Annotated in this window: 13 protein-coding genes; 2 read left to right on the top strand and 11 right to left on the bottom strand. The window is 68.4% G+C overall.

Going from position 1 to position 12,881, the window contains the following annotated elements; all coding sequences use genetic code 11:
* Window positions 1–17: 17 nt before the first annotated feature.
* On the top strand, window positions 18–1,052 hold the full coding sequence (gene nrfD / locus M2361_RS11135; protein WP_100855244.1) for an NrfD/PsrC family molybdoenzyme membrane anchor subunit: 1,035 nt from the start codon (window positions 18–20) through the stop codon (window positions 1,050–1,052).
* Window positions 1,053–1,231: 179 nt separating this feature from the next.
* Entirely contained in the window at window positions 1,232–4,351 is a 3,120-nt protein-coding gene (locus M2361_RS11130) for a tetrathionate reductase subunit A (protein WP_259249281.1), read from the top strand.
* A gap of 84 nt (window positions 4,352–4,435) precedes the next feature.
* On the opposite strand, the gene ccmI is transcribed toward M2361_RS11130, so the two are convergent.
* Genes ccmI through M2361_RS11075 form a run of 11 tightly spaced genes read right to left on the bottom strand, consistent with a single transcriptional unit; the run spans window position 4,436 to window position 12,867 of the window.
* The gene (ccmI, locus tag M2361_RS11125; RefSeq protein ID WP_259249012.1) at window positions 4,436–5,818 is read right to left on the bottom strand and encodes a c-type cytochrome biogenesis protein CcmI; all 1,383 of its coding nucleotides are present in this window, start codon (window positions 5,816–5,818) and stop codon (window positions 4,436–4,438) included.
* Window positions 5,815–6,339 (bottom strand): cytochrome c-type biogenesis protein, encoded by a 525-nt coding sequence (locus M2361_RS11120; RefSeq protein ID WP_259249010.1) that lies wholly within the window; start codon window positions 6,337–6,339, stop codon window positions 5,815–5,817. The genes ccmI and M2361_RS11120 overlap by 4 nt, the downstream gene beginning before the upstream one ends.
* On the bottom strand, window positions 6,336–6,857 hold the full coding sequence (locus tag M2361_RS11115) for a DsbE family thiol:disulfide interchange protein (protein ID WP_259249008.1): 522 nt from the start codon (window positions 6,855–6,857) through the stop codon (window positions 6,336–6,338). Before M2361_RS11115 ends, M2361_RS11120 begins: the two co-directional genes overlap by 4 nt.
* Window positions 6,854–8,878: a heme lyase CcmF/NrfE family subunit gene (locus M2361_RS11110; RefSeq protein ID WP_259249006.1), complete on the bottom strand. Its 2,025-nt coding sequence runs from the start codon at window positions 8,876–8,878 to the stop codon at window positions 6,854–6,856. The genes M2361_RS11115 and M2361_RS11110 overlap by 4 nt, the downstream gene beginning before the upstream one ends.
* The gene (gene ccmE / locus M2361_RS11105; protein WP_259249004.1) at window positions 8,875–9,396 is read right to left on the bottom strand and encodes a cytochrome c maturation protein CcmE; all 522 of its coding nucleotides are present in this window, start codon (window positions 9,394–9,396) and stop codon (window positions 8,875–8,877) included. The genes M2361_RS11110 and ccmE overlap by 4 nt, the downstream gene beginning before the upstream one ends.
* Window positions 9,393–9,575: a heme exporter protein CcmD gene (ccmD, locus tag M2361_RS11100; protein WP_259249002.1), complete on the bottom strand. Its 183-nt coding sequence runs from the start codon at window positions 9,573–9,575 to the stop codon at window positions 9,393–9,395. The genes ccmE and ccmD overlap by 4 nt, the downstream gene beginning before the upstream one ends.
* Entirely contained in the window at window positions 9,572–10,393 is an 822-nt protein-coding gene (gene ccmC / locus M2361_RS11095; RefSeq protein ID WP_259249001.1) for a heme ABC transporter permease CcmC, read from the bottom strand. The genes ccmD and ccmC overlap by 4 nt, the downstream gene beginning before the upstream one ends.
* Before the next feature lie 8 nt (window positions 10,394–10,401).
* Window positions 10,402–11,067 carry a heme exporter protein CcmB gene (gene ccmB / locus M2361_RS11090; protein ID WP_259249280.1) on the bottom strand — a complete coding sequence of 222 codons (666 nt, stop codon included), beginning with the start codon at window positions 11,065–11,067 and terminating at the stop codon, window positions 10,402–10,404.
* Window positions 11,033–11,722 (bottom strand): heme ABC exporter ATP-binding protein CcmA, encoded by a 690-nt coding sequence (gene ccmA, locus M2361_RS11085; RefSeq protein WP_259248998.1) that lies wholly within the window; start codon window positions 11,720–11,722, stop codon window positions 11,033–11,035. Before ccmA ends, ccmB begins: the two co-directional genes overlap by 35 nt.
* Window positions 11,709–12,362, bottom strand: a complete 654-nt coding sequence (locus M2361_RS11080) for a cytochrome c3 family protein (RefSeq protein WP_259248996.1) — start codon at window positions 12,360–12,362, stop codon at window positions 11,709–11,711. Before M2361_RS11080 ends, ccmA begins: the two co-directional genes overlap by 14 nt.
* Before the next feature lie 16 nt (window positions 12,363–12,378).
* Window positions 12,379–12,867, bottom strand: a complete 489-nt coding sequence (locus M2361_RS11075; RefSeq protein WP_100855252.1) for a nitrate reductase cytochrome c-type subunit — start codon at window positions 12,865–12,867, stop codon at window positions 12,379–12,381.
* Window positions 12,868–12,881 lie beyond the last annotated feature (14 nt).

The following is a 12,881-nucleotide window of genomic DNA, read 5'->3' as shown; positions in this document are numbered from 1 at the left end:
CATTGAAGGGGACTTTCATGCAGATCTCGGAATTGCTCACGCCGGTCTACGACGCCGCCTGGCTGCCGTGGGCCGTGCAGTACTTCTTTCTTATCGGCATTGCGGCCACCACGGCGCTGACCGCCGTCTTTGCCGCCTTTGGCGAGGCCGGCTCGCCCTTGCGCCGCCTGTTGCCGGCCGCGGCCACCGTGCTGCTGGTCAGCGCCGTCGCCGCGCCCGTGTCGCTATTGGCCGACCTGCACCAGCCCGGCCGATTCTGGCATTTCTACGCACACATCACGCCGTGGTCGTGGATGTGGCTGGGCGCCTTGCTGCTGCCCGTGTTCGTGGGCTTGTCGGTGCTGTTCTGCGCCGCCTGGTGGTGGGGCCGCATCGTCTGGCTGCGTGTGCTGGGCGTGGGGCTGGCGCTGTCCGCCGCGTCCATCCTGGTCTACACCGGCGCGGAAGTCATGGTGCTGCGCTCGCGGCCCTTGTGGCACACCGCGTTCCTGCCCGTGAACTTTGCCTTGACGGCCTGGCTGGGCGCGCTGGGCGCCATGTTCCTGGTGGGCCGTTGGCTACCGGGCGGCATGAAGGCCTTGCCGGTGGCGTGCTTGCGCGGGCTGAGCCTGACCGCCGTGATCCTGATGGCGGTGGGGGCGGGCGCCTGGGCGGCGCTGGGCCTGTTGGGCGCCGACCCGTCGTTTGACGCGGCCTTGCGGCTGTTCGCGGAATTTCCCATCTGGCGCCTGAGCCTGGCGGGCGCGGTCATCACGGGCTTTTGCATGATCGCGCTGTTGCAGCGGCCCGCGCGCGCGCTGGCCGCGCCGCTGCCTTCGGCCGTGTTGGCGCTGACGATGCTGGGCGCCGCCTGGATCTTTCGCTGGGTGGTCTTCATGAGCGTGCAGGGCGTGCCCAAGTACGGCGCCGGCCTATACCTGTACGACATGCCCTGGGGCAGCGATGGGCTGCTGGGCATGGTGGGGGTGTTGGGCTTGTGCGTGGCCCTGATCACCGCGGTGACCTGGGCTCTGGAAGCCTACCCGGCGCGTGCACGCGGCATGGCGGCCTGACAGCAATGGAACACAAAGCAATGAACAAGCAACACGAAGACGACAAACCCGGCGCGAAGCCGGGCCAGAACGCAACCCCTGGCGAGAGCGCAACCTCGGGCCGGAACACAAGCCCGGTCCAGGGCACCCGCCCGGACTCGTCGCAGGACACACCCCAGGACGCCGCGCGGCGCAAGCTGATGGTGCGGGGCGGCATGGTCGCCGGTGGCATGGCCGCCTTTGCGGCCGGCTATGGCGAAACCGTCACGCGCGCCGTCAAGGGTCTGGCCCACGGGACGGCCGGCGTGCCCACGGCGCATGCCGTGCGCGGCAATTCGTTGACCCCGGAATTCCGTATCGACCCGCTCACCGGCGTACTGAGTCCGCAGCCCGGGCAGACGGTCAGCCCGTCCAGTTGCCTGGGCTGTTGGACCCAGTGCGGCGTGCGGCTGCGCGTGGACACGGCGGAAAACCGCATCCTGCGCGTGGCGGGCAACCCCTATCATCCGCTGGCCACCACGCGCCCGGCCGCCATGGAAACCCCCGTGCGCGAGGTCTACGCGCAACTGGGCGGCGACAACGGCCTGGAAGGGCGCGCCACGTCGTGTGCGCGCGGCTCGGCCATGCTGGAACAACTGCAAAGCCCGTACCGGGTGCTGCAACCGCTCAAGCGCGTAGGCGCGCGCGGGGCAGGCCAGTGGCAGAGCATCTCGTTTGAACAACTGGTGCAGGAAGTGTGCGAAGGCGGCGACTTGTTCGGCGAAGGCCACGTCGATGGCCTGCGCGCCATCTTCGACCGCGACACGCTGCTGGACCCCGCCAACCCCGAGTACGGCGCGCGCGTGAACCAGTTCCTGTTCACCGACGCCTCCAACGAAGGCCGCACGCCGCTGATCCAGCGCTTTGCCGCGCAGTCCTTCGGCACGGTCAACTTCAGCAACCACGGCTCGTATTGCGGCCAGAGCTTCCGCGTAGGGGCGGGCGCCGCGTTGGGCGATTTGAAAGGCATGCCGCATGGCAAGCCTGATTGGGACAACGCCCGCTTTGGCCTCTTCATCGGCGCCGCGCCCGCGCAGGCCGGCAACCCGTTTCAGCGCCAGGCCCGGCAGTTGGCCGAAGCGCGCGTGCGTCCGGAAGAAAACAGCTTCACCTACGTGGTTGTGTCGCCCGTGCTGCCCGCGTCCTCCAGCCTGTCGGCCGGGGCGGGCAACGAATGGCTGCCGGTGAACCCGGCGAGCGACCTGGCCTTGGTCATGGGCCTGATCCGCTGGATTCTTGACCACGAGCGCTTTGACGCCAAGGCCTTGGCGCAGCCCGGCCCGCAGGCCATGCAGGCGGCGGGCGAAGCCGCCTGGACCAACGCCACGCACCTGGTCGTGGCCGAACCCGGCCACCCGCGCCTGGGCAGCTTCCTGCGCGGCGCGGACCTGGGCTGGCCGCGCCCGTTGGACGCCGACGACAAATGGCAAGATGTGTATGTCGTTCGCCTGGAAGACGGCACGCTGGCGCCGCACACCGGCGCGTCTCCCGCGACCTTGTTCGTGGACGAGCGCATCGCGGCGCCCGGCATGGCGGATGCGCCGCAAGCCCTGCGCGTGTGTTCGTCTCTGGCGCTGTTGCGTGAGGAATCGCATCGTAAAACCTTGGACGAATACGCCGACCTGTGCGGCGTGCCCGCCGACAAGATCGTTCAGCTTGCCCAACGCTTCACCAGCCACGGCAAGCGCGCCGTGGCCGACGCCCACGGCGGCACGATGAGCGGCGCGGGCTTCTACACCGCCTACGCCATCGCCATGTTGAACACCCTGGTGGGCAACCTGAACGTGGACGGCGGCCTGGTGCTGGACGCCGGCCCGTTCCCGCCCTACGGCCCCGGCCCGCGCTACAACATCGCAGGCTTTGCCAACCGCGCCACGCCCAAGGGTGTCGCGCTGTCGCGCAATCGTTACCCCTACGAGAAGTCCAGCGAATTCAAGCGCAAGCAGGCGGCGGGGCAGCCTGCCTATCCGGCTGCCGCGCCCTGGTATCCGGCCACCGGCGGGCTCAGTTCGGAAATGCTGGCGTCCGCGCTGGCGGGCTATCCGTATCGCGCCAAGGTGTGGTTCAACCACATGAGCAACCCGGTCTACGGCATCGCGGGTTTCAAATCCGTGCTGGCCGACAAGATGAAGGACCCGCGCATCCTGCCGTTATCGGTGTCGATCAACCCGTTCATCAACGAGACCAACGCGCTGGCCGACTACATCGTGCCGGACACCGTCACCTACGAAAGCTGGGGCGTGTCGGCGCCGTGGGCCGACGTGGTCGCCAAGGCGTCCACGGTGCGCTGGCCCGCTGTCCGGCCGCGCGTGGCGCGCACGGCCACGGATGAACCGGTGTGCCTGGAAACGTTCTTGATCGCCTGCGCCAAGCGTCTGGGCATGCCGGGCTTCGGCGCCAACGCCATTACCGACAAGGACGGCGGCAAGCACGCGCTGGACACGCCCGAAGACTTCTTCCTGCGCGGCATGGCCAACATCGCGTTCTCGGCCGGCCGCCCCGTGCCCGAAGCCAGCGACGAAGACATGGCGCTGACCGGCGTGGACCGCTATCGCGCCCTGCTCGAACACAAGCTGAAGCCGGGCGAGTGGCGGCAAGTGGCCATGCTGATGAGCCGCGGCGGGCGCTTCGACAAGATGGACGACGCCTGGGTGCAAAGCGAAGCCCGCCAAACCCGTCAGACCCGCGCCGCCTACGCCAAGCCCTTGCACGTCTGGAGCGAAGACCTGGCGGCGTTCCGGCATGCCATGACGGGAGAACGCTACAGCGGCTGTCCGACCTGGTATCCGCCACGCCTGGCGGATGGCCGCGATGTGCGCGCCGAGTATCCCGCTGCGGACTGGCCCTTCCTGCTGAGTTCGTTCAAGTCGAACCTGATGAGCTCGATGTCCATCGGCGTGAGCCGACTGCGCCAGGTCCATCCGCACAACCCGGTGTCGATCAACCGGCAGGACGGTGAACGGCTGGGCATCCGCAACGGCGATGCCGTGCGCATCGTGACGCCGGGCGGCGCGGTGACGGGGCTGGCCTTGCTGCGCGATGGCATCCAGCCGGGCGCGGTCGGCATCGAACATGGCTACGGCCACACCGAGCTGGGCGCGCGCGCGCACGTGGTGGACGGCAAGCCCATGCCGCATGACGCCACGCTGGCGGCGGGCGTCAACCTGAACGATCTGGGCTTTGGCGACGCCACGCGCGGCGAACACGCCAACGTCTGGATCGACTGGGTGTCCGGCGCGGCGGTGCGCCAGGGCCTGCCGGCGCGGATCGAGCGGGTCTAGCGGGTCTGGCGGGCTTAACGCGCTTGGCGGCCTTAGCTGACCGAGCGAACCGAGCCAACCGAGGGCGGCTACCGGGGGAGCGCTTCAGCGCACCACGGTGTCGGCCACCAGCTCCAGATCGCGTGCGCGGATGTCCACATCGGACAGCACGCCCGACAAATCGCCCGGCTGGGCGGCGGCCTTGCCCGAACGGCTGATGCGGATTTCGACCTGCACGCGGCTGGCCCCAGACAGCTTGGCCTGCGGCGACATGGCGTTGCTGTCATCCAGCACGAAGGCGCGCGGCAAGTCCGACACGCGCCATTGCGTGATGGCCAGCGGCATGCGCGAGCCCGCGACGGGGCGCGCCAGGATGAAGACGGTATCGCCGGGCTGAACCTGACCGCGCAGCGCGTCAGCGATGCTCGCGGTGCCCGAAATGCGGGCGGGAGATGGGCCGGCAGGGGGCGGGGCGTCTTTGGAGGAGACGCCATCGGCGGCGCCGTTCGTGTTGCTGATCGAAGCGCCCATGCCACTACCCGGCTTCGCGTCCGGCGCGCCAGCCGACATGGCACGCGCCTGCGCGATGTTCGACTGGATCTGGCGCGCGGCCTCGGAGTCTGCCGGAAGCAGCGTTTGCAGGCGTTCCCAATGCACCAGCGCCTCGGCCGCGTCGCCACGGCGCAGCGCCATCATGCCGGCCAGCGCCAGGGCCTTGGGTTGGTCCGGGTCCGCCACCAGCGCCTGTGCCACCGCCGCGATGGCGTCGGTGTCCGGCTTGCCTTGATTGGCCGAGAGCAGGGCATCGGCCAGGTCCGCCAACACGGCGGGCTGCCCCGGCACCAGCCGCAGCACTTGCCGATACGCCGCTACCGCATCCGTATAGCGCCCCAATGTTTCGTAGGAACGCGCCAGCGTATACCAGCCGTCGGCATCGTCGGGGCTGGCGCGCAGCCGTTGCGCCAAGGCATTGATGGCCACGGCCATGTCGGCGCCATCGCTAGCCGGGCCTGCGGCGTTGGTTGCCGCGCCATTATCCGCGCCATTGCTTGCGTCATTCCCCACGCCGTTACCCGCGATGTTGGCATGCGCGGGCGCCGTGCGCGTGTGCGCCATGTCGGCCACGGCGCGCGGGTTGCCCAGCTTGCCGTACAGCAGCACGGCAGCCACGGGGATCAGCACGGTCAAGAGGCAGGCGGCGGCCAGGCCGGCACGCTGGCCGCCGACCAGCCCCACGCGGGGTTGGCGCGCCGCCAGGTCTTGCAGCAGTTCACGCTGCAATTCTTCTTCCGCGCGCAACGCGGCCTCGGGGCTCACGCTGCCGGCGCGCAGGTCGCGTTGCAACTGCTCGCGCTGCGCCCGATAGAAGGCGCGCAGGTTCTCGTCGGCAGCGGGCGCGACGGGTAGCGCGCGACGCAGCAGCGGAGGAATCAGGCACAGCAGGGTGGCCAGCAACAACAGCACGACGACAATCCAAAGCGAGGTCATGGGTCGGTGTCCAGAAAGCGCGTGGCGCGGGCGCGCTCGTCGGCCGTCAATGGCGCGCGGGCCACGGCGCGCCGCTTGAGCGTGCGTAACAGCACCCAGAAGCCCAAGGCCAGCAAGGTGAACGGACCCAGCCACAGCAGCCAGGTAATCGGTTTGAAGGGCGGGTCATAGCGCACGAAGTCGCCGTAGCGGTCTTCGAAAAAGCGCATGATCTGCGTGTCGCTGCGGCCCTCGGCCAATTGCGCGTGAATCAGCTTGCGCATGTCTTGGGCAAGCGGCGCGTTGGAATCGGCCAGGGTCTGGTTCTGGCAGACCAGGCAGCGCAGGCCGTGCGCCAGCTTGTCGGCGCGTTGCTGGTCGGTGGGCGACAGGGCGGGCAGGGCGGGCGCGGTGGGTGCGGCGAGTGCGGGCGAGGGCGAGGCGGCCTGCGCGATCGCCGGGCTCAAGGCCAGCAGGATCGCGACCATCAGCATCGGCATCAACGCCTGCCGCAGCGTCAACGGAATCCACCGCCCGCTCATTTCAGCGCCTCGATGATAGGCAGGATTCGCGTGCGGAAAATCTCGGGTGTGATCAGGCCCAGATGCTTGTGGCGGATGCGGCCGGCGCCGTCGATGACGAAGGTCTCCGGCACGCCGTAAACGCCATATTCGATGCCGACGCGGCCGTCCGTGTCGCTGGCCGAGGCCACGTACGGGTTGCCATTGCGCGCCAGCCAGGCGACGGCGTCTTCGGGGTTGTCCTTGTAGTTCAAACCGTACAGCGGGATGGCGTGACGCTGGGCGGCGTCGCGCAGCACCGGCAACTCTTCCCGGCATGGCGCGCACCACGATGCCCATACGTTCAGCAACCACACCTGCCCACGCAGCGCTTGCACGTCCAGTTGTTCGCCGGGCGATTGCAGCACCGGCAGGTTGATGGGCGGGGCCGGCTTGTCGATCATGGCGGACGGCACGGCGCGCGGGTCGCGCGACAGGCCCATCGCCAGGAACACGGCCATTGCCATGAAGACGGCCAGCGGCAGCACGTAGCGCATCAATAGCCCTCCCGCGCCTGGCGCTGCGCCGTGGCCAAGCCTGGTTGGGCCTGACGCGCAGCGGCTTCCTGCTGGCGGCGGTAGCGTTTGTCGGCCGCGGCCAGCAGGCCGCCCAACGCCATCAGCACGCACCCCGCCCAGATCCACATCATGAAAGGCTTGACCTGAATGCGCACGGTCCAGGCGACCTTGCCGCCGGGTTCGCCCACCGGTTCGCCCAGCGCCACGAAGAGGTCGCGCGTGGGGCCGCTGTCGATGTCGGCCTGGCTCAAGGCCATGTCCTGCACGATGTACAGGCGCTTTTCGGGATACAGCGTCACCACCGGCTTGCCGTTGCGCGTGACCTTGAACTCGGCGCGCTGGGCGCTGTAGTTGGGGCCGATGGCGGGCGCGATGCCGGCAAACGTGAACTGGTAGCCGCCCGCTTCCTGGGTGGCGCCCAGGTCCAGGCGGACTTCATGTTTGACTTCGTAGCCGTTGGCCAAGGTGACGCCCGCGATGAAGACGCCGATGCCGGCGTGCGCCAGCAGCATGCCGTACCAGGAGCGTGGCTGCCGTCCCAGGCGGCGCAGCCATTGGCCGTCGGCGCCGTCGGTCAGTCGTTGCCATGCATGCGCGCCGGCGGCGGCCACCGACCAGGCGGCCAGCCACAACCCCAGCATGACCAACGGCGAGCCCAGGCGCGCCGGCCCCGGCATGGCCAGCGGCAGCAACACGGCGGTCAACACGCTGACGACGAAGGCGGCGCGCAGCTTGCGCGCCAGGTCGGGCACTTCGGCTTGCTTCCAGCGCGCCACCGGCCCCACGCCCATCAGGAAGATCGCGGGCGTCATCAACGGTACGAATACCGCTTCAAAGTAGGGCGGGCCGATGGAGATCTTGCCCCAGTCCAACACGTCGAGAACCACGGGGTACAGGGTGCCCAACAGCACTGAGCCCGCCGCCACCGTCAGCACGACATTGTTGGACAGCAACAGGGATTCGCGCGACAGCAACGAGAAGCCGCCGCCCAAGCCCACCGAGGGCGCGCGCCAGGCGTACAGCACCAACGAGCCGCCGACGATCACGGTCATGAACGCCAGGATGTACAGGCCCCGACCGGGGTCGACCGCAAAAGCGTGCACCGAGGTCAGCACGCCAGAGCGGACCAGGAACGTGCCCAGGATGCTGAGCGAAAACGTGCAGATGGCCAGCAGCACCGTCCAACTGCGGAACGCGCCCCGGCGCTCGGTGACGATCAGCGAATGGATCAGCGCGGTGCCCGCCAGCCAGGGCATGAACGAGGCGTTCTCCACCGGGTCCCAGAACCACCAGCCGCCCCAGCCCAATACGTAATAGGCCCATGCGCTGCCCAGCAAGATGCCCACGGTCAGAAATGTCCACGCGGCCAAGGTCCACGGACGCACCCAGCGCGCCCACAGCGCGTCCAGCTCGCCCGACAGCAGCGCCGCGATCGCAAAGGCGAAGGCCACGGAAAAGCCCACGTAGCCCATGTACAGCATCGGCGGATGCACGATCATGCCGGGGTCCTGCAGCAGCGGGTTCAGGTCGCGGCCGGCCATGGCGGGCGGCATCAGCCGTTCGAAGGGGTTGGACAGGAACAGCAGAAACAGCAACAAGCCCACGCTGATCCAGCCCATGACCGCCAGCACGCGCCCGGTGAAAGCCAAAGGCAGGCGGCGGCTGAAGACGGCGACGGCCAAGGTCCAGGCAGTCAGCAAGTACAGCCACAGCAGCAAGGACCCCTCATGCCCGCCCCACACGGCGGCAAAGCGGTAGGCGGCGGGCAGGTCGGCGTGCGAGTTGCCCGCCACGTACAACACCGAAAAGTCCTTGTCGACGAACGACCAGGCCAGGCAGCCAAACGCCAGCGTCGTCAGACAGAACTGGCCCACTGCGGCGGGCCGCGCCACGCGCAGGCCCGCTTGCCAGCCGGTAGCGGCGCCGATCAGCGGCAACGTGGCCTGCGTCAACGCCACCAGCAACGCCAGGATCAGGCTGAACAGGCCTATCTCGGGAATCATCGGGCCTCCGGACGCAACGCATTGGTCGCTTTGTTGCTGGCCGTGCCGGTTGGGGCAACGGGGTTGCCAGTCGCCGCACGCGCGCCACCGGATGCGCCAGCCGCGCGCTTGAGCGCGTCGGCGGCTTCGGGCGGCATGTAGTTCTCGTCGTGCTTGGCCAGCACCTGCGTGGCGCGGAATACGCCGTCCGCGCCCAGCTTGCCCGCCGCCACCACGCCCTTGCCTTCACGGAACAGGTCCGGCAACAGGCCCTGGTAGGCGACCTGCACGGTGTGCGCGGTATCGGTCACGATGAAGCGCAAGGTCACGCCGTCCGGCTCGCGGCGCACCGAGCCCTGTTCGACCAATCCGCCCACGCGGAAGCTGCCGCTGGTTGGGGCCTCTTTCGCGGCGATCTGGCTGGGGCTGAAGAAGAACACCAGGTTCGATTGCAGCGCGTTCAGCACCAGCGCCGTGGCCAGGGCCAGCAGCGCCAGCCCGCCCGCGATAGCCCAGGCGCGACGCTTGCGCGGGCTCATGGGCGCCCCGATTCCGCGCGCGGGTCGGACGATATGCGCGTAGCGCGTGAGCCGGATCGCCTGCGCCCGCGGCGCCACAGCAAAAAGACTTCCAGGCCCATCAGCGCCACCGTCACCCCATAGGCGCCCAGGATGTACGGGCCATGGCCTTGCAGCGAAAACAACGCGTCCCAACTCATGGCGCCTCCTGGCGGCCGGGCTGGCCCGCGTGGCCATTGCTACCTTTGTCGCCCGAACACACGGCGCCCGAACACACGGCGCCCGAACGCACGGGGCCCGAATGCACGGCGCCCGGTTCGCGTTGTGCGATCAACCCGCGCACGCGCGCCAGCGCCACCGCCGCGCTGTACAGCCAGAACGCCGCCACCATCAGCAGCATGGCCGTCAGCATGATGCGCGCCATGCTGGGCGCGGTGGTCAGGTTGATGGATGCGCGCTGATGCAGCGTGCTCCACCATCGCACCGAAAAATAGATGATGGGCACGTTGACCACGCCGGCCAGCAGCAGGATGGCGCCGCTGCGGTCGGCCCGGCGGGTGTCGTCGGTGGCCGCTTGCAGGGCGATGAACCCCAGGTATAGAAACAGCAAAATCAGTTCGGACGTCAGCCGCGCGTCCCAGACCCACCAGGCGCCCCAGGTTGGCTTGCCCCACAGCGCGCCGGTCCACAAGGTCAGGAAGGTGAAGAGCGCGCCGGTGGGCGCCAGGGCGCGCATCATCATGAACGACAGGCGCGTGTTGTAGATCAGGCCCAGCGCGGCATACGCGGCCATTACCAGGTACAGGAACATTGACATCCACGCCGCCGCCACGTGGATGAACAGGATGCGATAGACCTCGCCCTGCTGGCTGTCCGGGGGCGCGACGACCAGGCCCACGTACAAGCCGGCAGCGGCAAAAAGGGCGGCGGCCAGCGCCAGCCAGGGAATCAGCCGGCCCGCCAGCGGGTAGAACACGGCGGGCGAGGCATAGCGCATCCAGACAGCTTGCTTGTGCATGGGCCCTCTCAGTCCAGCGCCACGCGCAGCGCGGCGGACGCGCTCCAGGGGCATAGCAGAATCGCCAGGCACAGGCACGCGCCCAGCAGCGACAGTTGTGGCCCCGCGCCCAACCCGGCCTGCGTGGCCGACACCGCGCCCGCGCCGAAGATCAGCACCGGGACATACAGCGGCAACACCAGCAAGGGCAATAGCGCGGCGCCGCGCAGGCCCAGCGTCAGCGCCGCGCCCAGGCCACCCACCAGCGCCAGCGTGGGCGTACCCAGCAGCAAGGACAGGACCAGGACGCCGATGGCGTGCGGCGGCAAATCAAACTGCAATGCCAGGATGGGACTGGCAAGAATCAGCGGCACGCAGCCGCTGAACCAGTGCGCGGCCAACTTGACGCCCACCAGCAGCGGCAGCGGGTGGGGTGATACCAGCAGTTGCTCAAGCGCGCCGTTGTCGTGGTCCTGGGTAAACGGGCGGTGCAGGCTCAGCAAGATGCCCAGCAGCGCGCACACCCACAGCACGCCCGGCCCGATGGCGCGTAGCAGCGCCGGGTCCGGGCCGACCGCCAGCGGAAACAGTGATCCGGCCACCACGAAGAACAAGGTGGCGCCCAGCGTGTCTGCAGGCCGCCGCCAGGCCAGCCGGATGTCACGCAACACCAACTGAGACAGCGTAGCCAGCATCCGCGTAGTCATCCATGTTCAGGGTTTGCAGGCGATCGGGCGCGGTGGCGGGTTGCCGATGGCAGGCCACCACCGCCGCGCCGCCTGCGTCCAGGTGCGTGTCCAGCGCGGCCCACAATTGTTCAAGGCTGGCCGCGTCCAGCCCCGCATCGGGTTCGTCCAGCAGCCATAGCGGCTTTCCGCTCAGCATCACGGCCGCCAGCGCTACGCGACGCGCTTGCCCTTGCGACAGGTGGGCCGCCGGGGTATGCAGGCAGGCGTTCAAGCGCCAGGCCGCCAGCCCCGCCGCGATGGCGTTATCGCCTTGCGGGGCGCCCGCCACATGCAGGCTGTAGCGCAGGTTTTCCAAAGCGCTCAGGTCGGCGCACAGCCCGTTGGCGTGGCCCAGATACGCCAAGCGCGCGAAGTACGACGACGGGTCGCGCGACACGTCGCGGCCCAAGACATGCAGCGAGCCCGCCACGGGCCGCAGCAGGCCGGCCAACATGCGCAGCACGCTGGTCTTGCCGCTGCCATTGGCGCCGTGCAGGTGCAGCAACTGGCCGGCGTGCAGGTCAAAGTGCAACGGGCCCACGCCTTGCCCCGCCATACCACCACGCGGGCAGCAAAGGCCGTGGGCGGCAAGCAGCGGAGGCGGCGCGTCAGCGGGCCGCATTGGCCGGCTCCGCCTTGGCGATTTCCTTGGTCGCGCCGGTGGCCGGCGCCGCGTTCGACGTCTGCCCGGGCGGAATGTGCGGCAAGGTGTGCGCGATGCCCTTGTGGCAATCGATACAGGTCTTGGACTTGTCCGCCAGATAGGTCGAATGCATGTTCTGCGCGCGCACGCTCTGGCGCGTGAAGTCCATGTATTCGTAGTTGTGGCAGTTGCGGCATTCCAGCGAATCGTTTGCCTTGAAGCGCGCCCATTCGTGTTGGGCCAGTTCCAGCCGTTTGTCGACGAATTTTTCGCGCGTGTCGATGGTGCCGAAGATCTTGCCCCACACTTCCTTGGATGCCTGCATCTTGCGCGCGATCTTGTCCGTCCAGTTGTGCGGCACGTGGCAGTCCGAACACAGCGCGCGCACGCCCGAGCGGTTGGTGAAGTGGATGGTGCCCTTCAATTCCGCATAGACGTTGTCGCGCATCTCATGGCAGCCGGTGCAGAATTTTTCGGTGTTGGTCAGTTCCATGGCGGTGTTGAAGGCGCCCCAGAACAGGATGCCGCCGATGAAGCCGCCTATCGTCAGAAAGCCCAGGCTGAAATGCACGCTGGGGCGGCGGATGATGTTCCAGTAGCGCTTTAGAAGCTTGACCATGGCGGCGTCCTGTCCCTTACTTCTTGTCTGTCGCCGGGGCGGTCAGGCGCTTGAGGATCACATCGATGTCCTGATAGGTGTTGGACACCAGCGGCTTGGCCTCGGCTTGCGGCACATGGCATTGCACACAGAAATACCGGCGTGGCGACACCTCGGCCAGTACATTGCTGTCGCGGTCCATGTAGTGCGTGACGCTTAGCGGTGGCGCCTGGGTTTCCTCGGTGTTCACGCGCGCATGGCAGGCCAGGCAGCGGTTGTAGTTCTTGTCGATCTGATAGCCGTCGATCTTGTGCGGAATGGTGGGCGGCTGCATCGAATACGTGCGCATCCGCTTGATGTCCTTGTTTTCGATGGGGCTGATGAGGGGTGGGGTCGTCTCGTCGGCAACGGGCGTGGGCCCGCGCATGGGGTCTTCGACCTCGAAGGGCGGCGCCGCCCAGGCGGACGAGCCCAACAGGGAACCCGCAACGAGTGCAAGGGCGATGGCGGCGGTGCGCGTGTTCATGGCTGTCTCCCCCA

Origin of the sequence: Achromobacter sp. JUb104 (assembly GCF_024806975.1) — a bacterium.
GTDB lineage: Bacteria > Pseudomonadota > Gammaproteobacteria > Burkholderiales > Burkholderiaceae_B > Achromobacter > Achromobacter spanius.
The sequence above is the reverse complement of the archived record's forward strand: the minus strand, read 5'-3'. Positions and strand labels throughout refer to the sequence as shown.